The sequence below is a fragment of the Clostridioides mangenotii TR genome (assembly GCF_000498755.1).
GTDB lineage: Bacteria > Bacillota > Clostridia > Peptostreptococcales > Peptostreptococcaceae > Metaclostridioides > Metaclostridioides mangenotii_A.
Genome location: NZ_AXUS01000013.1, coordinates 70,374 through 92,845 on the forward strand (window position 1 = coordinate 70,374; position 22,472 = coordinate 92,845).

19 protein-coding genes, 1 pseudogene and 1 other annotated feature are annotated in these 22,472 nt (G+C 29.9%); of the genes and pseudogenes, 16 read left to right on the forward strand and 4 right to left on the reverse strand.

The window, feature by feature from the left end:
• Positions 1-95 precede the first annotated feature (95 nt).
• From T473_RS19430 to T473_RS0108200, 8 genes are all read left to right on the forward strand, one after another.
• A complete protein-coding gene (locus T473_RS19430; protein ID WP_278246356.1) occupies positions 96-218 on the forward strand; it encodes a hypothetical protein in 123 nt (40 codons plus the stop codon).
• A gap of 149 nt (positions 219-367) precedes the next feature.
• Positions 368-1,174, forward strand: a complete 807-nt coding sequence (larE, locus tag T473_RS0108170) for an ATP-dependent sacrificial sulfur transferase LarE (protein WP_024621472.1) — start codon at positions 368-370, stop codon at positions 1,172-1,174.
• A 12-nt stretch (positions 1,175-1,186) separates the two neighbouring features.
• Positions 1,187-2,341, forward strand: coding sequence for a THUMP domain-containing class I SAM-dependent RNA methyltransferase (locus tag T473_RS0108175; protein ID WP_024621473.1), 1,155 nt, complete (start codon positions 1,187-1,189; stop codon positions 2,339-2,341).
• A gap of 18 nt (positions 2,342-2,359) precedes the next feature.
• Positions 2,360-3,709 (forward strand): hypothetical protein, encoded by a 1,350-nt coding sequence (locus tag T473_RS0108180; protein ID WP_024621474.1) that lies wholly within the window; start codon positions 2,360-2,362, stop codon positions 3,707-3,709.
• Positions 3,710-3,735: 26 nt separating this feature from the next.
• A complete protein-coding gene (walR, locus tag T473_RS0108185; protein WP_024621475.1) occupies positions 3,736-4,440 on the forward strand; it encodes a cell wall metabolism DNA-binding response regulator WalR in 705 nt (234 codons plus the stop codon).
• Entirely contained in the window at positions 4,440-5,870 is a 1,431-nt protein-coding gene (locus tag T473_RS0108190; protein ID WP_024621476.1) for an ATP-binding protein, read from the forward strand. Before walR ends, T473_RS0108190 begins: the two co-directional genes overlap by 1 nt.
• An 18-nt stretch (positions 5,871-5,888) precedes the next feature.
• Complete coding sequence (gene truA, locus T473_RS0108195) at positions 5,889-6,626, forward strand: tRNA pseudouridine(38-40) synthase TruA (protein ID WP_024621477.1); 738 nt, start codon at positions 5,889-5,891, stop codon at positions 6,624-6,626.
• A gap of 75 nt (positions 6,627-6,701) precedes the next feature.
• Positions 6,702-6,906, forward strand: a binding site (T-box leader).
• A 151-nt stretch (positions 6,907-7,057) separates the two neighbouring features.
• Positions 7,058-8,260 carry an argininosuccinate synthase gene (locus T473_RS0108200; RefSeq protein ID WP_029791637.1) on the forward strand — a complete coding sequence of 401 codons (1,203 nt, stop codon included), beginning with the start codon at positions 7,058-7,060 and terminating at the stop codon, positions 8,258-8,260.
• A gap of 201 nt (positions 8,261-8,461) precedes the next feature.
• Here the strand turns inward: T473_RS0108200 and T473_RS0108205 are convergent, their stop codons facing one another.
• From T473_RS0108205 to T473_RS0108215, 3 genes are all read right to left on the reverse strand, one after another.
• On the reverse strand, positions 8,462-8,809 hold the full coding sequence (locus tag T473_RS0108205; RefSeq protein WP_161627545.1) for a DUF4363 family protein: 348 nt from the start codon (positions 8,807-8,809) through the stop codon (positions 8,462-8,464).
• A gap of 45 nt (positions 8,810-8,854) precedes the next feature.
• The gene (locus T473_RS0108210) at positions 8,855-9,511 is read right to left on the reverse strand and encodes a DUF421 domain-containing protein (protein ID WP_024621479.1); all 657 of its coding nucleotides are present in this window, start codon (positions 9,509-9,511) and stop codon (positions 8,855-8,857) included.
• Between the two features lie 174 nt (positions 9,512-9,685).
• On the reverse strand, positions 9,686-10,183 hold the full coding sequence (locus T473_RS0108215; RefSeq protein ID WP_024621480.1) for a ferritin-like domain-containing protein: 498 nt from the start codon (positions 10,181-10,183) through the stop codon (positions 9,686-9,688).
• 238 nt (positions 10,184-10,421) lie between these two features.
• On the opposite strand from T473_RS0108215, the gene T473_RS0108220 reads away from it, so the two are divergent.
• Both T473_RS0108220 and T473_RS17730 read left to right on the forward strand, forming a co-directional pair.
• Complete coding sequence (locus T473_RS0108220) at positions 10,422-10,760, forward strand: hypothetical protein (protein WP_029791638.1); 339 nt, start codon at positions 10,422-10,424, stop codon at positions 10,758-10,760.
• Positions 10,729-11,568 (forward strand): N-acetylmuramoyl-L-alanine amidase, encoded by an 840-nt coding sequence (locus tag T473_RS17730; RefSeq protein ID WP_077173594.1) that lies wholly within the window; start codon positions 10,729-10,731, stop codon positions 11,566-11,568. The genes T473_RS0108220 and T473_RS17730 overlap by 32 nt, the downstream gene beginning before the upstream one ends.
• A gap of 99 nt (positions 11,569-11,667) precedes the next feature.
• On the opposite strand, the gene T473_RS16500 is transcribed toward T473_RS17730, so the two are convergent.
• A complete protein-coding gene (locus T473_RS16500; protein ID WP_024621483.1) occupies positions 11,668-12,903 on the reverse strand; it encodes a cell wall-binding repeat-containing protein in 1,236 nt (411 codons plus the stop codon).
• A gap of 690 nt (positions 12,904-13,593) precedes the next feature.
• On the opposite strand from T473_RS16500, the gene T473_RS0108235 reads away from it, so the two are divergent.
• The 6 genes and pseudogenes from T473_RS0108235 to T473_RS0108250 all read left to right on the forward strand — a co-directional run.
• Positions 13,594-16,137, forward strand: a complete 2,544-nt coding sequence (locus T473_RS0108235; protein WP_024621484.1) for a GH39 family glycosyl hydrolase — start codon at positions 13,594-13,596, stop codon at positions 16,135-16,137.
• Between the two features lie 183 nt (positions 16,138-16,320).
• On the forward strand, positions 16,321-19,215 hold the full coding sequence (locus T473_RS0108240; protein WP_024621485.1) for a collagen binding domain-containing protein: 2,895 nt from the start codon (positions 16,321-16,323) through the stop codon (positions 19,213-19,215).
• Between the two features lie 53 nt (positions 19,216-19,268).
• Positions 19,269-19,814 carry an MSCRAMM family protein gene (locus tag T473_RS20110; protein WP_416386998.1) on the forward strand — a complete coding sequence of 182 codons (546 nt, stop codon included), beginning with the start codon at positions 19,269-19,271 and terminating at the stop codon, positions 19,812-19,814.
• Positions 19,759-21,240 (forward strand): SpaA isopeptide-forming pilin-related protein, encoded by a 1,482-nt coding sequence (locus T473_RS20115; RefSeq protein WP_416386999.1) that lies wholly within the window; start codon positions 19,759-19,761, stop codon positions 21,238-21,240. Before T473_RS20110 ends, T473_RS20115 begins: the two co-directional genes overlap by 56 nt.
• An 8-nt stretch (positions 21,241-21,248) precedes the next feature.
• Positions 21,249-21,437 (forward strand): annotated as a pseudogene (locus T473_RS20120) (prealbumin-like fold domain-containing protein); the annotation flags it as partial.
• A partial coding sequence (locus tag T473_RS0108250) for an MSCRAMM family protein (protein ID WP_029791641.1) occupies positions 21,438-22,472 on the forward strand: 1,035 nt, incomplete at its 3' end.

Below are 22,472 nucleotides of genomic sequence, written 5' to 3' on the forward strand. Positions count from 1 at the left end.
TACAACATTTGGAATTTTATTTAGTCAGGCATTAGCAATCGTATTAATAATAAAAAATTCGAGCTATTTTATTGTTTAATTAGGAGCTTTCGTTGGTGGAATTATTAGGGGCGTCAATTGCAACTACTACTTTCTCAGATACTATTGTATATTCGCAGATTTCAAATGTCACAGAACCATCTTGGATAAATGTAAGAGCGAATACATTTTCACAGTAATTCAGTTTGCTTAGAAAATTATATAATTTCAACAAAACTATTAAGATAAATAGGTATATGTTATAATAAAAGATAGTTATTATTATAATAATTGATTAATTTTTTTAAGTTGTAATAAAAAGATAATATTATTTTTAGGAGGTTTTCTTTTGTTAGAAAAAAGTAAAATTGATTCTCTAAAAGATTACATAAAAAATCTTGGTAATGTTGTAGTAGCATACTCTGGTGGGGTTGATAGCAATTTACTCTTAAAAGTAGCTAAAGATACCCTAGGAGATAATGTTATAGCAGTTACTGTACATGCTCCAGTTCATTCTGATAGAGAGATAAAGGAAGCTATTGAGTATACTAAAAAATACGGTGTAAAACACATAGTACTTAAAATAGATGATCTTGAGTTAGAGGAATTAGTAGAAAATGGGTCACAGAGATGTTACTACTGTAAAAAGTATATATTTACTCAAATTAGGCAAATAGCTAGAGAAAAAAATATAGAAAACGTAGTCGATGGAACTAATTTGGATGATTTAGGCGATTACAGACCAGGACTTAAAGCTCTTGAGGAGCTTTCTATAATAAGTCCATTAAAGGAGTGTGGATTTTCTAAATCAGAAATCAGAGACTTTTCATATGATCTAAAGCTTGAAACTTACAATAAACCAGCTTTTGCATGTCTGGCAAGCAGGGTTCCATATGGAACTAAAATAACAGTAGAGAAATTAAGAGCCATTGAAGAGAGTGAAAACTACCTTATAGAGCTTGGATTTAAACAATTTAGAGTTAGAATGCACGACGAAATTGCAAGGGTTGAGGTAGATAAAAAAGAGATTGAAAAATTTTTTGTAGGTAATACTATGGAAAAAGTAGATAATAGATTAAAAGAATTAGGATTTAACTATGTTACATTAGACATGTCCGGTTATAAAATGGGAAGCATGAATGTAAATGTAGAGTAATTAGGAGGAAAAATGAAAAATTACACGTTGGTAGCACCATGCTTTTTCGGTATGGAAAAAATGTTGGCTAGAGAAATAAAAGATTTAGGATTTGAAATTATAAAAACAGAAGATGGAAGGATTACTTACAAAACTGATGAAGCCGGTATTGCTAAATCAAATATATGGCTAAGATGTGCTGAGAGAATTCATCTAAAGGTTGCAGAGTTTGAAGCTAGAAGCTTTGATGAACTGTATGAAAACACAAAGAGGGTAAACTGGGCTAGTTTTATACCTATTGGAGCAGAGTTTCCAATTTCAAAAGCCTCTTCAATCAAATCTAAACTACACAGTACACCAGATATACAGTCTATTGTTAAAAAAGCAGTAGTAGATAGTTTAAAAAAGAGTTATCTAGAGTCTGGTCTATTAAAAGAAGATAAAGAAAAGTATCCTATATTCGTATTTATACATAAAGATAAAGTTGTAATTACAATAGATACTACTGGTGATGCACTGCACAAGAGGGGATATAGAGAAAAGGCAAATAAGGCACCAATAAGGGAAACTCTAGCTGCGGGTCTTGTATACCTTACTCCGTGGAGACCAGGAAGAACACTAGTAGATCCTATGTGCGGATCTGGAACTATATTAATCGAAGCTGCTATGATAGGTCTTAATATGGCTCCAGGGCTTAATAGAGAGTTTATATCAGAGAAGTGGAGAACTTATGATAAACAATTTTGGTGGGATGAAAGAAGAAAGGCATTTGATAAAATAGATACAAGTGAGGACTTTAAAATTAAAGGTTATGATATAGATGAAGAGTCCATTGAAATAGCTAAAGAAAATGCAGAAATAGCTGGGGTAGAAGACTATATAGATTTTGAAGTCGGCGATGTTACGAAGTTTAAGAGCTATGAGGAATATGGATTTATAATAACAAACCCTCCTTATGGAGAAAGACTTGAAGACAAAGATAGCATAAAACAACTGTATAAAGAAATTGGTTACGCATTTAGAAAACTTAAAAACTGGTCTTACTATTTAATTACTTCATACGAGGAGTTTGAATATGAATTTGGACGAGCAGCAGACAAAAAGAGAAAACTTTACAATGGAATGTTAAAGACATATTATTACCAGTATATGGGACCTAAACCACCTAGGAAAAAGGAGTCCGAGTAAGTTTGATAGGAGGAATATATGAAACCGTATAAGCTAATTATTTTGGCGGCCTTGATTATGGTATTCAGTTCTGGGTGTGATATGAGAACAGAATCAGCTGAAAATTTAGTTGGAATGCCAAAATACGATATAGACAAAAAATCATTAGAAGATGGAATAAGTAAATTACTGCCTCCAAATACATTGTTTACACTTCCCTCAAACTCAAAAGAGGTTGGAAAGATTAATAGCGTTGATCTAAATGGAAACGGTGCTGAAGAGGTAGTTGCATTTAAGAAAATAGAGACACTCAACGAGGATTCATCAAATAAAGTTGGTTTTATGATCCTAAGAAATACCAATGATAACTACTCATTTGATGATGAGGAACTTATTGAAGGGGATTCTATTGAATATGCAAATTTCTACGATTTAAATAGTGATGGGCAAAAAGAGATAATAATTTTAGTAAAATCAAAAGAAAAAACTACTATGTACATCTATGGTTATATAAACAATAAGATAAAGAAACTATCTACTGCTGACCCTAGCTGGATAGAAAATTCAGCCAATCTTACTGATATGAAAATCAAGATAGGCAAAATGGATAATAATGGTTTACTAGATATAGTTATGGTAAACTTAGATTCAAAAACAAATGAAGCATATGTCAGTGTATTAAACTTTGATAGTACGCTAATTCACAGAGATACGACTATTCTTCAGAACGTCAAAAATATAAGTGATATGTATCTAAATATAGGGAAAGTCTCAACTAAAAGAAGAGGTGTAGTTGTTGATATACCAATCCTAAAGGGTGGGTACTACAGTACAAATATTCTTTATTTTCAAAGTGGAAAAATAGAGAAAGCTTTTTCTGATTATGAAATTATCAAACCGTATTATATACCAATAAGAGATATAGACAATGATAAAATATTAGAAATACCTACAAATGATGTAACATATAAATCTAAGGATGATGCCAATGTGACTTGGTACAAATGGAGTGGAAAGAAAGGCTATAAATTCTATACATCCCAAATATACTACAACTATAAATTCAACTACAAAGTGTATATACCAAATAATTTGTCAGGTAAAGTTATAGTTGAAGAAGAGTTGGCAAATGGAAAGAATCCAAAGAGTTCTGTTTTTAAATTCTACTATTACGATGTAGTAGATTCTGAACGTAAAAATTTATTCAATATAATGGTTGAAAGTAAAAGCAAAGATGAGAAAAAGAATTCAAAAACTCACAATCCGATATCTCTAAAGGAGACTGAGGATTACGATTATATTTTGAATATAAATAACGTTGAAGAAATCAATAAATTGGATCTCACAGTAGAAGCAATTAAAGATTATTTTTCACTTATTTACGAATAAGATATTGTTTAGATGGAGGTTATATTGTGAAAGGGAAAATATTAGTTTTAGAGGACGAGATTGGTATAAGAAGTTTTGTTAGTATCAACTTAAAAAGAGAAGGTTACGAGATAATAGAAGCCGGAACAGGTCAAGAAGCTATAGAAAAAATGACATCAGAAGGAGATATATCGCTTGCGCTTTTAGATGTTATGCTTCCTGACATGAGTGGTATAGAGGTTTGTAAATTTATCAGAGAAAACTTTGATCAAGTAGGCATAATAATGCTCACAGCAAAGGCTCAAGAAGATGATAAAATTGAAGGATTTATATCAGGAGCAGACGATTATATAATAAAGCCTTTTAGTATAAAGGAGCTATTAGTTAGAGTTTCAGCGCTTCTAAGAAGGGTAAACAAAGAAGAAAATACCTCTAATGTCAGCGAGATAGTCTTTCCACCATTTGTTCTGGATATAGATAAAAGAAAGCTGTTTAAAAACAATAAAGAAATCGAACTTACTCCTACAGAATTTTCTATTGTTAAGTATTTAATGTCTAATGCTAAACAGTCTTTAAGTAGAGATCAAATTTTAGATGAAGTATGGGGAGCAAACTATCTGTATGACTTTAAAATAGTGGATGTGAACATTAGAAGAATTAGAAATAAAATTGAAGATGATCCATCTAAGCCTAAGTATATTCAAACAATCTGGGGATATGGCTATTGTTTTAGAAAGGAAGAAGATGAGTAGTGCTACACTTTGAAGGATTAAGAAAAAAAGTAATAAAGAACCACTTTATAATAATCATTATAATGGTCATCCTCTTTGAAGGTATGTTCATGTTTTACATACAAAATAACCAATATGAATCTGTTAGACAGTTATTGAAATCACAGATTAAATATACCACAGATTGGACTTACAAAACAGATACTGTAGATACTACAAGTTTTGAGACAAAGATCAATAATATCTTTGAGAGACAGAGCTTAGACAAAAATTCTAAGTTTGGAGTATCTATTATTGACAAAAATAGACGTATAATATTAGACCAGTATGGATTTAAATGTAACGAAAAAGTATATTATGATGATGTGGAAAGAGCATTAAAAGATTCAAAGGCATCTGTGCCGTATACTTATAAAATTCCCGAAACAGGTGAACATGTTATGAGTATATCTGCACCACTAAAGTCAAATAATACTATTGAAGGGGTTGTAAGATATACGACTTCACTTGATGAACTTGATAATGCAATAGCTAAACAGGCATTATGGCTTGCTCTGGCTGGTATATTAATACTGTTAATAGCAGTTGCAATAAGTCTAAAGTTTGCAGAAACTCTTATAAATCCGCTTAGTGAATTAAAAGATTTTGCAAATGAGCTTGCGACTGGTAATTATAAAGTTAAGTTGAAACATTCAGCTATTGTAGATGATGAAATAGGAGAATTAGCTCAGACGTTTGAACATATGGCATATGAAATCGACAAGAGTGAGAAATTAAAAGAAGAATTTATATCGTCAATATCTCATGAACTTAGAACTCCACTTACATCTATAAAGGGATGGAGTGAGACACTAGGGCTTGAGAGTATAACTAGAGACGAGTTAGATCTAGGCCTTGGAATAATACAAGATGAGACTGCAAGACTTATAAAGTTAGTTGAAGAGCTGTTAGATTTTTCGAGGTTATCTTCTGATAGGATAAAAATAAATATTGATGAAGTCGATGTGGAAGGATTGGTTGTCGGAGTCGTAAATCAGCTTAAAGTAAAAGCTTCAGAAAAAAATGTTGACCTTTTATTTGAATTTGAAAACGAAGAGATGACCACAATCCAAGGTGACAAAAATAGACTAAGACAAGTACTTATAAACTTGATACAAAATTCACTTAAATTTACTGAATCTGAAGGCTATGTAAAGCTGTATGTATCACAAGATACCGATATGACGACTGTAAAAGTTGAGGATAATGGCACAGGCATAGAAGAACAAAATCTAAACAAAGTTTTAGATAGATTCTTCCAAGAGGACTATAACAAAGCGGGAAGTGGATTAGGACTAGCTATAAGTAATGAAATAGTAAAACTTCACGGCGGAATTATGAACATAGTAAGTAAGAAGAATGAAGGTACAACAATAACATTTACCTTAGCGAATAAGGTTATGAAAGTCTAAAAATAAAGGAAGTATAAAATGAGAAATATAAAACTAGTAATATCGTACGATGGTTCAAGATATAAAGGGTTCCAAAAGCTTGCAGATACTGATATGACAATTCAGGGAAAACTTGAGACTGTACTTAGTAAATTGACAGATGAAAATATTGAGCTAACAGCTTCAGGAAGAACAGATATGGGAGTTCATGCGAATTGCCAAGTAGCAAATTTCAAAACTAATTCATATGAATCTACAAACAAAATACAAAAATATCTATATATGTATTTACCAGAAGATATTGTAATTAATTCAGTCGAGGAAGTTGATGAGAGATTTCATTCAAGATACAATGTTAAATCAAAGACTTATGTTTACAAAATCGACAATAATGAATATCCAAGTCCGTTTACAAGAAAATACAGAGCACATGTTCCTAAAAAATTAGATGTTAAAAAGATGAAAGATGCCAGCAAATATCTAATTGGTGAGCACGATTTCTCTAGCTTTGTTTCATCTAAATCAAAGAAAAAATCTAATATTAGATCTATCTACGCTGTTGAAATTGCTTCAAAAGATGGAAATATAGATATTTATGTTAGAGGTAATGGTTTCTTACACAATATGGTTAGAATAATCGTAGGTACACTTATAGATGTTGGTCACGGAAAAATCGAACCAAATCAAATGCAAAACTTGATATTGGCAAAGAATAGAAGTATAGCTTCTGATACAGCACCAGCAAAAGGTTTAGTTCTTTACGATGTGAAATATTAGAATTTATTTTAAATTAACAATTGACATATACTAAAAAATAAATTATGATATTGTTTATACAAAGCAATAAATAAATTAAATCCTGTGAAAAAGAGAGTAACTTAAAGACGTTTTATAGAGAGCCGAGGGCGGTGGAAGCTTGGCAAATAAATTTGAGCGAAGAGAACTTTGGAGGAGATCGCCAGAAAATTAGTATGGCGGTAGGAATTCTCGCCTTAAGAGATTAAGTGGATAAGTTAACTTATCAATTAGAGTGGTACCGCGGATATTCGCCTCTTAGTATTTTACTAAGAGGCTTTTTTAGTACAAAAAACTATTATATATAATAAAACTAATTATTAGGCTTAAGTATCTAGAGACGAGCTTAATATAAATCGAAAATAAATAACAATTAAATCGAAATAAATATAAATGATTGGGAGGAAATCGATATGAAAGAAAAAGTTGTTTTAGCGTATTCTGGAGGGTTAGATACTTCAATTATAATACCTTGGTTAAAGGAAACATATGACGACATAGAAGTAATTGCAGTATGTGGTAATGTTGGTCAAGAAGATAAGATGGAAGAAGTGTACAACAAAGCTCTAAAGAGCGGTGCATCAAAAGCTTATGTAGATGATATATGTGAAGAGTTTGTTACTGAAACTATATTTAGCGCTATAAAAGCGGAAGCGAAATACGAAGGTAAGTACTTACTAGGGACTTCTTTAGCTAGACCGATAATAGCTAAAAGACTTGTTGAAGTTGCGAATAAAGAAGGTGCAAAGTACATCTGCCATGGATGTACAGGAAAAGGTAACGACCAAGTTAGATTTGAAGCAACAATAGCTGCTTTAGATCCCAGCATAAAAGTTATAGCTCCATGGAGAATGTGGGATATAAAATCTAGAGAAGACGCTATCGACTATGCTAATAAGCACAATATCGAAGTAACAGCTACAAAAGAAAAAATATACTCAGTAGACGCTAACCTTTGGCATGTATCAACTGAAGGCGGAGATATAGAAGATCTTACAAATGAGCACAATCCAGATCTAGTATATAAAGAATGTGTTTCACCTGAAGATGCTTGTGATACTGCTGAATATGTAGAGATATTCTTCGACAAAGGTACACCTAAAAAGATAAATGGAGAAGAATTAGCTCCAGTAGAATTAATTAAAAAAGTTAATGAGCTAGGTAAAAAACACGGAATAGGCGTTATAGATATTCTTGAAAATAGATTAGTTGGAATGAAATCAAGAGGAATATACGAAACTCCAGGTGGAACTATACTATATGAAGCGCACAATGTTCTTGAAAGTGCAACTCTTGATAAAGATACACTTCACTATAAGCAAATAGTTTCTTATAAATATGGAGAGCTTGTTTATGATGGTTTATGGTATTCTAAATTGAGAGAAGCGATAGATGAATTTATGGAGTCTACTCAAGACAATGTAACAGGAACAGTTAAACTTAAACTGTACAAAGGAAATATAAAACCAGCTGGTATATTCTCAGAGAACTCTCTTTATGATCAAGGAATATCATCATTTGGAGACAGTGATCTTTATGATCATAAAGATGCTGAAGGATTTATAAACCTATTTACATTACCTTTAAAAATAAAGGCAATGAAGGGTAGCAAATAAAAACAGTAAAGATAATTATCTGAATTTAATTAAATTCAAAATTAATAAAAATAGTAGAACTGAATTAGATTAGATGATGTCAATTTAGAATATGTAAAATAGACTAACAAATTTATATTAGAACAATAAAAAATGGATTTTATTAAAAATCATTTTTATTATTTATTTAAATCAACCTAAAGTTGAAAGAGTTATGATTGATTAAAATATATAATCTGGTCCATAGTTGACATTACCTTTAATATTGGATATATGACTTTTCACATTTTCAATTTGCTCGTATGAGTTCACTTTGTCTTTTTCAATTATAGCTTTATTTAAAATATTTAAATATGTGTCAATCATATTAAATGAAGCATGATCTAATGTCTTATACCAATTACTTTTTTCTTTTTTCCAATTTTCAGCGACTTTATCGGTATTCTCTTTTGCCTTATCCCATTTATCTTCATCTATAAAGTGTTCAATTTGAGTTAATTCATCTTGATATTTATCTGTTACGTCATTTACACTATTAGAAATATAAAAACCAAATATTAAAAATAACACTGTCCAAACTACGGCAAGAACTGTTGATTTAATGATGATCACCACCTATGCGTTTTTTGGCTGAATAAATATTTTGTCGTATTCATCCAGTATACATATTAGAACTTCTTCTGCTTTTTCGAATTGATTAGATTTTAAAATACCCATTAACCATTCTTCATCTTTTTGTGCAGCTTCTAAGCCTTTTTTTGAGATAGTACCATCTACAATAAGTGAAATTGGGAGATGTAAAAATGCTCTTGATGGAGAACTAGTGTAATTTGTTGTAGGAACAACACTCAGATTTCCATCAGTCTCGAGTATGGCGTATTGAACTTCTTTAAGATTAAAAAATCCTTGTATTCTAAGTTGTTCTAAAAGCTCTTCTATGTTTATTCTATCTTTTTTAAGTTCTTTATATTGAATTTTACCTTTATCAATTAATATAGATGGTTTTCCAGACAATATTGAGTGAAATATTTTACTTTTGAGCCCTATAAATGATACTAAAGTCTGCATTAAAACAAGTCCAGTTATAGCTGCAATTCCATTTATAATAGGAATATCATTGTTCTCCATTGGGAATGCCGCAACCTCTGCAATTAGCAAAGTTATAACTAGATCAAAGCAGTTCATTTCTGCAATCTCACCTTTTCCCATAACTCTCAGAGCAATTAAGACCGCAATATATAATATTATACTTCTAATAAATACAACAAGCATATTGATATAACTCCTTTAATAATTATTATAAAATTTAGTATGTCCTATAGTTATATTATTAATTCAGAAGTAGATGGAAGATAATAAAACAAAAACAGACCTCTATAATTTAGAAGTCTGTTTTTTATTCCATATAGTACTATATTAAAAATTATGTATCTGAGTATTTTGATTTTAGAATGGGAAGAACTCCTGCTCAAACCAAGAATTTTGAGTAGCATACTCTATTTCAGAAGCAAACGCAACTCTGTGTTCATTTTCCCAATATGCTAAAGTTTCTAGGAGTTTTTTAGCATTTGGATCAGTTGCCTTTGCAGCAGCTTTTTCGTAGAAATTTGCGAAGTCATTTTCTAGAGTATAAGCCATTCTAAGTATTGGCAAATCTGATAATTCATATGATAAGTTTACATTGTCTAAATCTTTCTCCCTATTGAAAATTACCTTTTCGCCATCTTCTAATTTTAAGTTGACTTCATCAAATGGTTGATTGCTTTCAGCTCTTTCTAATTGATTTTTTAGTATATTGTAGTGTTCATCTTCCATAGCAGATAGCCCTTCGAAAACATCCTTTATAGATTGGCTTTTAGCTTTATCTTTGTAGAATCCGTAAAATTCCTCAGCTTTTTTCTCTAAGTTCATTGCATATTTTATAATTTCTGCGTAATTGTTCATTTTCTTACCTCCTATTTTTTATGTATATTGATTTATGATCGTACTTTAATGAGTTAGTTATATTATACCCTAAGCAATTAATTTCAAACTTATTATCTAAACGCACATAAACAAAAACTGCATAAAGATCATATAATATATAGCCACAGTATAAATTTATTCATAAATATAAAAGTTGTACAAGTGGTAGTAATTGATATAAGAACTATAAATATTCAAAGTAAGGAGACAAGTAGATATGGCAGGTATGGAAGGTATAGTAATACAATTTGCTAACCTAGGTATAGTCAGTTTGATTGCATATGTTTTAGTAAATAATGTTTTATATGAGAAAAAAGAAGATAGAACTTTATATAAGCAAAGTGTCGATACCTTCACAAAAAAAATAAATCATTTTGCAGATAATATCTATGGACTTTGTTTGAGGATAGAAGGCTTGGAAGAAAGCAATAAAAGAATAGAAAAAAAAAAAAGTTGGAAGAGCTTAGAGAGTTTGAAGAAATCAAAAGTAAAGAAGACGTTAAAAATAAAGAAGAGGATGAAAAATGATGAAAATTTGTATATCAGTCGGCCATAGTATTTTAAAAAATGGTCAAAATACAAGTGCCAATGGAGTAGTTAATGAATACGAATACAATAAAAAGTTGGCTCCTTTTGTTGTTAACGCTTTAAAAAAAGAAGGCCACAGTGTAGATTTATTAATTTGCCCTGAAAGATTATTTATAACTAAAGATGAGGAGAGATCTTATAAATTAAAAAGAATAAATGGCAAAAAATACGATTTAATTGTTGAGCTACACTTAAATAGCTACGACGGATCATCGAAGGGATCAGAAGTTTTATATATCTCAAATGAAGGAAAAACTTATGCTGATAGGATAGTTAAGAAATTGGGTGTAAATTTTACTAATAGAGGTTCAAAATCTAGACCAGGACTGTATATATTAAACTCCACAGATTGTACAGCGATAATTGTAGAGTCATTTTTCTGTGACAGTTATGAGGATTATAAAAAAGCTGAAAGCTTAGGAACTAATGTTATGGCAAAGATAATTTCTGAAGGGATTCTCAATAAAGCTATACAGGGTGGTGGGTCAAATTCTGGAAATGAAAATAATAAACCATATGATACAGTAATAGTTTACAATGGAGAAAAAGATAAAGCAGCAGCGTTAATAATGCAAGAGTATATCAAACATTCATCTGTTGTTGACTCAAAAGCATATAAGTCGTTTATGGCGAGGAATGTATATGTAATTGGTGGTCCCGCGTCAAAGGATTTAGAAAAGTTTCCAGATAATACAACAAAATTCGTTGGAAAAAATTTCAAAGACACTTTCGAATTAATTATTAAGTATTTAAAAGAAAGAAAACTTTATAATTAATATAGGAAAGTATATTTTATATAATTAGTTAATTGTTAAAGGGTAGCAAACATTGCTACCCTTTTAAAATAAACGCTTTAAACCTACAATATTATTGAATTAATAGAGATTTACGTCGTTAAAAAGTTCGAATTTGTCATAGTTGCCTATTGAATTTGGCTCTTCAAACTTGAGCTTATCATCTTCTATGCCAATGCGGTAAACATCAGTATACCCACTGAAGTATATCTTGATGTAGAGTTGTTTATTTTTATCGTCTACTTTGATTATATCAAAATTATAGTCTGGATTTTCAACTGGATCTAGAGAGTTACCTATGTATATATGTTCTTCTTCAATTAAAATAGATTTTCCAGAGCTACTTTTCCAACTACCCATATATTTTCCTATTATAGGAACAGGATCTAGGCAACCCTTAATAGTTTTATCTGATAATGAACCTATAGCTGTTATTTTGTTTGATCCTAAGAACATGCTTTTATCGCTTTGATCAGAGACTATTGCTATCGGAACATACTTAGCTATTGATGAGCCAACGAGCGCATTCACTAAATTATAACCGTCAGCAATAAAGTATTCATTAGTTTCGTAGTTTTCATCATCGCCATTTCCTTCTAAGTAAAATGCAGATATTATTAAGTAGTTAGTTTCAAATCTATCTGCACCACCCAGTCTAGTCAAGTACTCTCCTTGTGATTCAAATGATTCACTCATTGATATTTTACCACCGACCATGTAGTTAGTTTTATTTTTTATATTATACGAAGTCTTCTTACCATCAGTAAGTATAACTACACATTTTTCTCTAGCTGCTATTGCAGCTATACTAATTGAATCAGCCTCACCTTTAAATGCGTTTGTTAGAAAAACTATATCTGAATTGCTATATTTTTTTACTTCATTTGCAACATTTATACTTGTTTGTATTCTATCACTTCCGCTAATTCTAGTTATGTTTATACCTTTAGATTTTAAAGCGTTTTCAACTTTAGTACTTACAGAATTCACGCCACCAATTATATATACTGTCTTAACTTTATTTAATCTAGCCATAGTTACATTTGGTACAGCATCTTTTTTAGTAAGTAGAATTGGAGAAGTTGTCGCTCCGGATAAACCACTTGCACTAAGCCCATCTGCAATTGAGTTGTCGAGATTAACTAATATTGCAGTATTGTAACTCTGTCTATCAGCAATTAGAGAAGCAGTTTCGTAAGTAGTTGCACCTTGAATTTTATCAAGACTTGGCGGCCTATATGCTGATAAATTAAGAGTTAAACCTAAAGTTATCGATGCTGACAAGGTTAAGGTTAATATTTTTTTTGTTAAATTCATATAATGAGATCCCCCTAATTTATAATTTTCCTCAGTGATTATATTATAGCTTATAGTTATTTAAATTTCTCTACTTTTAAGAAAATATTGACCCTATTGAACTAATGTAATATATTACCACCTTATTTTCGAAACCCATACATACCCTAACTAATTGTTACATATACAATATAAAACAATTTTTTTAGAATTGCTATATCAAAATCTATTATTGTATAGAGTAGCTTTTAGAATATTTTTAAATTTATTTTTTTATATGAACTGTATTCAAAATCTGAGTCTAATAGCATTTTTTACAAATGGACAAACTATTTTGTACCCAATTTTAGCTTACTTAAATATTTATTATCACTAAGTAATTAAAAAAATATGTTTAATTATCGAATGGTTAGATATATCTAGAGGGGGTAATAATAGATTGATAATTAATAAACAAAATTAGAGAATGATGGTTAAATTTTGCTTTTTCTCGATATATAAATTAATATTAAAAATTCGCAATTAGTAGAAATGTTTGGTAAAAGTTGCTTAATCTATTGATTATATTTGCTCACTTTACTCTGAGTATACAAAATACACTTTGTTTCCATAAATTACCAATAAAATAATGATAATATATAAGGAATTGTGTATGACCAATAATATTAGCATCAGTATATATTAAGTAGATACTAATAGGGAGGAATATTTATGATTAATAAATATGATTTTATTATTATGGAGGGAACTCTTCCAATAAAAGCTATAATACTTAGAATCGATGAAATTGATCTGCATTGGCATAATGAATTTGAGTTTATTTTTGTTCTAGAGGGAAGTATAGATGTTTATATAGAAAATGAAGTGTACTCTCTAAAAGAAAGTGATGTCATTTTAATAAATGCTTATGAAATTCACAGTATAAAACAAATAGAAGAAAAAAATATGATACTGGTACTCAAAGTTGACCCTGATTTTTATAATGATTGCTTCCCTAGATTTAAAAATTTGAGATTTCATTGTAAATCTATTCCTTATGATAGTTTAGAAATTGAAAATTTTGATATTATAAGGAGCTACATCTCTAATATAGCGCTGAATATAATTAAAAAAAATAAAGGTTATGAACTAATGGTTGGTAGCTACTTATACCTGTTAGGAGATCACCTACTTAACAACTATAGCCATGAGGTAGTCGATATAAAAAAACACGATAATAATAGAGATATTACTAGAATCAACAATATAATAAATTATATCAATAAGAATTTATCTAGAAATATTACATTAAAAGAGATTGCAGAAAAATATCACCTCAATTATCATTTTTTATCTCATTTTATTAAAGATAAGATAGGCATGTCATTTCAAGAATATCTAAATAAAATAAGGTTGGATAGGGCTGAAAATATGTTAGCAAATAGTAATAGCAATATATCGGACATAGCAATATCTACAGGCTTTTCAAGTACTAGTTATTTCAATAAGCTTTTTAAAAAAAAGTATAAATGTTCACCATCTGAATATAGAGTATTATTAAACTCTGACTCTAAGGATTTTAAATCAAATAACTATAATGGCAAATCAAGAATCTACTTTGAAATAAAAGATAATCATGTATATGAAAAATTACATCCATATCTATCAATAGCGCACAATAAAAATAGTTCTATTGATAGATGTCTTACAAATAAGGAGAGTGTTTTTGTTGATTTAAAATATGAAGGGAAAAAACTGAAACACTACTGGAAAAAACTTTCTACTTTTGGTAGAGCATCAGTTGGTTTGAAAAATGACTTTCAGAAGCAATTAAGAGAGTTTCAAAGAGATATTGAGTTTAAATTCATAAGAGTAAGCGGATTATTTATGGAAGATATGATGATATATAATCTATCAGGAGACGGTAAATTGACATATAATTGGAGAGAAGTAGATAAAATATTAGATATGTTTAAGGAAGTTAATGTTAAACCATTTATAGAAATGGATTTTATTTATGAATCTAAAAATTTCAATAATGAAAATAAAGACTATTGGTGGAAAGTTAATATATCACCTTCAATTAATATAAGCACGTGGTCAGATATAATTGCAGCGTTTATGAAACACTGTATAAATAGATATGGTTTGAAGGAAGTTGAAACATGGTATTTTGAGGTCTGGAATTATCCCGATTATAATTATTTTCATAGTTATGGACGGTCAGAGGAGTATTTAAACTATTATAAAAATACTATAAAAATGATAAAATCTATTTCTAAAGAGTGCAAAGTTGGAGGTCCATCAATAAATCATGGAACTATATTAGAAAATAAATGGTTGCTCGATTCTGTAGATTTTTGCAAGAAAAACAATATATATTTAGATTTTTTAAGCGTTAATATACATACAGAGTATGTTGAATTAGAAGAGTTAGAAGATAATATACTTCATAATGCAAACTATGATGATAAACAAAAGCTAGTGTCCCAAATTAAAAAAATATACTATGACAAAAATTGTACAGTCAATACATTGCAATTAGTAAAGTTAGAACTAATGGAGATATTGAATAATGATTTTGAAATTCATGTAACTGAGTGGAACACATCATCGCAAAAAGGACATTTAAAGCATGATACAAGTTATGTTGCAACATTTATTATAAAGAACTATTTACATTGTGTTAGAACATCAAAATCTATAGACAATATGACTTTTACAGAATTGTATGAAGAGAGTAATTTGAGAATTACGTCAATTAATGGAGGTTTTGGTCTTTTTAATAATTATGGATTTAAAAAGACTAGTTATTATGCGTACTATTTACTAGCTAAACTAGGAGATATCGTTATTGACCAAAATGAAGATTACATAGTGACTAAAAGAGGGGAAAGTGTACAGATTTTAGCATATAATTATGCGTATCATGATGACTTATTTTTGCAGGGTGATATGCTGGCCTTAAATAATAATGAAAACTATTCTATATATGAGGAAAAAAGTTTAAGGGAGTTAAAGTTCAGAATAGCTGGGCTTTATGGAAAATATAAAATAACAACTTATAAGCTTAATAGAGAACATGGTTCTGTATTTGATAAATGGCTAGACTTAGGATCTCCAGAAAATATGTCTCAAGAAGAGCTTAGGTATTTAAAGGGTAACGCTCAACCTAAAATAGAGATAGAGGAATTAGATTTAAAAGGGGAGTATCTTAAGAAAATGAGTATTCCAGTCCACGGTGTAGAATTGTTGATAATAGATAAGAAAATTTGATGGCGATTATAACAAATTTACTATCTATCATGTAATTGGTAAATAGCAAATTTTGTTATATATTTAAGCAAATAATGGATATATAGGAAATCCCTTAGTCTATATAATTAAACATAGTCTACTTGCTGAAAAGTTTTAAAAACTTTTAAGTATACTATTTTAGACTAAGGGAGGGGCTTATTTATGAGGAGAATAAATATTAAACAGAAGCTGTGTTCTTATATAACAATACTTGCTATGATGTTTCAATTTTTTTCATTTTTACCAATATTCCAGGTGAATGCTGAAGAAAATATAACAGAATTTACAAAATTTATAACAAACGTATCAATAACAGATGGAAATAATAATCCTATATCAGGACCAATAAAGAACAATGCAGATGTTAAACTACAGTATAACTTTGAATTGCCTAATGAGCATAATATAAAAAAAGATCAGAGTTATATTATGCATATACCAGAGGAATTTGAGATAATCAATCAAATAAATTTTTCAATTAATGATGATTCTGGTGAAGTAATAGCGAATGGAACAATTGATATTGACGGAAAAGTAACAATTGTTTTTACTGAGTTTGTTGAACAACATTCCAATATTTCAGGATACTTTTTTATAGAGACTAAATTTGATGAAAAAGTAATTGGTGGAAATGATAAAGAGGAAATTGAATTTGACTTGGGTGGTTCTGGAAATTCAAAAATAATTGAAGTAGACTTTGAACAACCAGAAAAACCTGATGCTTCGATACATAAGAAGGGCAGTTACGATGCATCTACAAATGAAATAACTTGGGAGATTATAGTTAACCCAGAAAACGTAAAGATCGAAAAAGCAAATATTATCGATGTTATCTCAGAAGGTCAAGAGTTCGTTGTGGGATCAGTTAAAATTAATGGGCAAGATGCAAATAATAATGATTATGGTTATAATAGCAATGAAAGAGAGTTAACATATACTTTTCCAGATACTATTGAGACTAAACAAATAATTACTTTTAAAACTAAGTTAGCAAGCATGGGACTTGAGTCTCATGGAAAAACAATAGTAGAAAAAAATCAGGCTACTTTTACTCATGACGATACTACAGTGGTTTCCAATGAGGCAACTGTCGTAATAAAGCCAGATTTCATTCAAAAAACGGGTAAATATGATGAAGACACAAAGACTATTAAGTGGACTATAAAAGTAAATAATAGCTCTCAAACTATTACAAACGCGGTAGTTACAGATGATATACCACAGGGTTTGAAATTCATAGATGGTAGCGTTAAAGTAGATGGAAAGGAAGATTCTAATTACAACCTAAAGGATCAAAAATTCACCTATACATTCCCCGGAACCATTAAAGAACCACATACAATTGAATTTTTAACAGACGTTGTGGATAAGGATATTTATCTTTCAAATGAAGGTAAAAACTTTAACAATACTGCAACTATAACTGATAATGGAAATGGCTCTGCATCAGACGGCTCTGAAGTTAGAGTATATTCAAGTGTTATTTCAAAACGCGGTAAAGGATATGATCCTTCAACAGGTGATATAACTTGGGAAATTGTAGTGAATAGAAACAAGATAGATATAGAAAATGCAGTGGTATCCGATGATATAATCAAGGGTCAAGAATATGTAGAGAATTCATTTAAAATATATAATTATTCTACAAATGGAAAAGAAGCTAATGGAGAAATTAGCTATAAACCATCAACTAGTGATGATTCAACAAAAACAGGAACTTTAATGTATGAATTTAAAGAAAGTATTAGTGATATATACATTATAACCTTTAAAACTAAAGTGACAGATAAAAATGTTTATGCTGGTAATGCAAATACGGTATACTCAAATAAATCTAAATTAACTGGAAAAAATATCAAAGACTCTGAATCTACGGCTGAGCAAAAGGTAATAAGTCAAGTTATAAATAAATCTAGTATAGACTACGATTATGTAAAAAGAGAAATCACATGGGAGATAGTAGTAAATAAGAACAATATGCCTCTTTCAAACGTTTCTGTAATAGATGTTATAAAAGAGGGCCAAGAATTTGTACCAAATTCAGTTACTATAAATGGAGCTATAGATACTTCTAATTATAATTATGATGAAGGTAGCAAAACATTAAAATATACTTTTGATAAAGACATAAATAAAGAGCAAATAATCACTTTTAAAACTAAAGTTACCGATACTTCTATTTTTAATACTAATGGAGAGAAAGTAGTAGAAAATACTTCAAAATTAATAACTAATTTAGTACCTGGTGGTGTAGAAAGTACTGGAACAGGAAAAATAAAAAATACATTAGTAAAAAAAGAAGGAAAATATACTAAAGGAAATTCCTATATTGATTGGGATGTGACTATAAATTCAAACAAAATATCAATGAAAGATGTAGTTTTAGAAGATGTTCTACAAGAAGGACTTGAACTAGATACAACTTCTGTAAAATTATATAAACAAAATCAAAACTCAGATGGATCACTTACTAAAGGTGAAGAGGTCGAACTAGGAGGCAATAATGTAAAATACGATATGAAGACAAGAAAGTTTACCTTTACATTGACTTCACCAACTGTTGATGCATATATACTTGCATTTAGAACAAATGTAGTAGATAAGACAAAATCACCATTTTCTAATTCTATTTCATTTAAAGGTACAGGATTGACAGAGTCATCGACATCTAATGGAATTGATGTTATATATCAAGGTGCCGGTGGTGGTGGAATTGGAGAGACCGGTAGTATTAAAGTAATTAAGGTTAATAATGATAATGAGAGTATTAAATTAAAAGGAGCCATTTTTGAGTTACTTGATAAATATAAAAATGTGATAAAAACTTCAGAACCAACTGGGAATAATGGTGATGTGGTATTTAAGAATTTGAAGTTTGGTATAGATTATTATATTAAAGAAAAGACTGCACCAGAAGGGTATCTTTTAAGTGATGAAGTATATAAATTTCAAATAGCTAATTCTAAAGAAAGTAAAAGTATTACTTATAACTATAAAAATATAAGTGTTAAGGGCGATATAATTTTTAATAAATTAAATGAGAATGAGAAACCTTAAGGGGAGCTGAGTTTACTCTATATAAAGCCTCCGACATTTCATTTGAAAGCCCTATAGATACATCAATAAGCGATAAAAATGGAGATGTAAAATTTAAGGATATAGACTATGGAGAATATGTTATAAAAGAAACCAAAGCTCCAACAGGATACACAATAAATGAAAAAATTCTAAAGGCTACTATAAATGAAAATGGAAAAGTAGTAACAGCAAATCCAGATAGTGTTTCAAACACAAAGATAAGAGGAAGTATAGAGTTTACAAAGCTAGGAGAAGATAATGAACCACTAAAAGGGGCAGAATTTAAACTATATAAATCTTCAGATAAAAACTATGAAAATGAGATAGCTACAGCAAAGAGTGATGWYGCAGGAAAAGTAGTTTTTGAAAATATAGAATACGGAGATTATGYAATAAAAGAAACAAARGCCCCRGARGGATATGAAWTAACAAATAAAATACTGAAGGCTAGTATTRYATCTAATGGARWRWYAATAAAAAGCAAAYCCRGWAAGTATATCAAATACAAAGACAAAAGGAAGCATAGARTTYACRAAATTAGGGGAAYACAAAGAAMRATTAAAAGGGGCAGAATTTAARCTTTACAAAAAATCGGATACTGAATTTAAAAATCCTATATCTACAGCAGTAAGTGATAGAGATGGATTAGTTAAATTTAAGAATGTAGAGTACGGAGRATACGTAATAAAAGAGAGCAAAGCACCAGAGGGGTATGTACWATTATCTGRTGATAAAGTACTAAAAGCAACAGTAAACGAAAATAGAAAATCAGTAAAAGCTGACCCAGACAGTGTATCAAATACAAAGATAAGAGGAAGTATAGAGTTTACAAAGCTAGGAGAAGATAATGAACCACTAAAAGGGGCAGAATTTAAACTATATAAAGCTTCAGACAAAAACTTTGAAGGTGAGATAGCTACAGCAGAGAGTGATGACGCAGGAAAAGTTGTTTTTGAAAATATAGAATACGGAGATTATACAATAAAAGAAACAAAGGCACCGGAGGGGTATGAGCTAACAAATAAAATACTGAAGGCTAGTATTGTATCTAATGGAAAGTTAATAAAAGCAAATCCAGAAAGTATATCAAATACAAAGACAAAAGGAAGTATAGAATTTACAAAACTAGGTGAACACAAAGAGCAATTAAAAGGTGCTGAATTTACTCTATATAGAGATTCAGATAAAAAGCCAATAGATAAAGCAATAAGTGATATAAATGGATTAGTTAAATTCAAGAACGTAGAATATGGAAAATACATTATAAAAGAAACAAAAGCACCAGTAGGATATTTAAAATCAGATAAAGTATTAGAGGCTACAGTATCGGAGTCTAATAAAGTAGTAACAGCGAATCCAGATAGTATTTCAAATACAAAGATAAGAGGAAGTATAGAGTTTATAAAGCTAGGAGATAACAAAGAGCCATTAAAGGGAGCAGAATTTAAACTATATAAAGCTTCAGACAAAAACTTTGAAGATGAGATAGCTACAGCAGAGAGTGATGACGCAGGAAAAGTTGTTTTTGAAAATATAGAATACGGAGATTATACAATAAAAGAAACAAAGGCACCGGAAGGGTATGAGCTAACGAATAAAGTACTGAAGGCTAGTATTGTATCTAATGGAAAGTTAATAAAAGCAAATCCAGAAAGTATATCAAATACAAAGACAAAAGGAAGCATAGAATTTACAAAATTAGGAGAAAACAAAGAACGATTAAAAGGTGCTGAATTTACTTTATATAGAGAAACAGATAAAAAGCCAATAGATAAAGCTGTTAGTGATAGAAATGGATTAGTTAAATTCAGGAATGTAGAATATGGAAAATATATTATAAAAGAAACAAAAGCACCAGTAGGATATTTAAAATCAGATAAAGTATTAGAGGCTACAGTATCGGAGTCTAATAAAGTAGTAACAGCGAATCCAGACAGTGTATCTAATACAAAGATAAGAGGAAGTATAGAGTTTACAAAGCTAGGAGAAGATAATGAACACTAAAAGGGGCAGAATTTAAACTATATAAATCTTCAGATAAAAACTATGAAAATGAGATAGCTACAGCAAAGAGTGATGTTGCAGGAAAAGTAGTTTTTGAAAATATAGAATACGGAGATTATGTAATAAAAGAAACAAAGGCACCGGAGGGGTATGAAATAACAAATAAAATACTGAAGGCTAGTATTGTATCTAATGGAGTGTTAATAAAAGCAAATCCAGAAAGTATATCAAATACAAAGACAAAAGGAAGCATAGAATTTACAAAATCAGGGGAACACAAAGAAAAATTAAAAGGGGCAGAATTTAAGCTTTACAAAAAATCGGATACTGAATTTAAAAATCCTATATCTACAGCAGTAAGTGATAGAGATGGATTAGTTAAATTTAAGAATGTAGAGTACGGAGAATACGTAATAAAAGAGAGCAAAGCACCAGAGGGGTATGTACTATTATCTGGTGATAAAGTACTAAAAGCAACAGTAAACGAAAATAGAAAATCAGTAAAAGCTGAYCCAGACAGTGTATCAAATACAAAGATAAGAGGAAGTATAGAGTTTACAAAGCTAGGAGAAGATAATGARCCAYTAAARGGRGCAGAATTTAAACTATATAAAGCTTCAGACAAAAACTTTGAAGRTGAGATAGCTACAGCAGAGAGTGATGACGCAGGAAAAGTTGTTTTTGAAAATATAGAATACGGAGATTATACAATAAAAGAAACAAAGGCACCGGARGGGTATGAGCTAACRAATAAAGTACTGAAGGCTAGTATTGTATCTAATGGAAAGTTAATAAAAGCAAATCCAGAAAGTATATCAAATACAAAGACAAAAGGAAGCATAGAATTTACAAAATTAGGAGAAAACAAAGAACGATTAAAAGGKGCWGAATTTACTTTATATAGAGAAACAGATAAAAAGCYAATAGATAAAGCTGTTAGTGATAGAAATGGATTAGTTAAATTCAGGAATGTAGAATATGGAAAATATATTATAAAAGAAACAAAAGCACCAGTAGGATATTTAAAATCAGATAAAGTATTAGAGGCTACAGTATCGGAGTCTAATAAAGTAGTAACAGCGAATCCAGACAGTGTATCTAATACAAAGATAAGAGGAAGTATAGAGTTTACAAAGCTAGGAGAAGATAATGAACCACTAAAAGGGGCAGAATTTAAACTATATAAATCTTCAGATAAAAACTATGAAAATGAGATAGCTACAGCAAAGAGT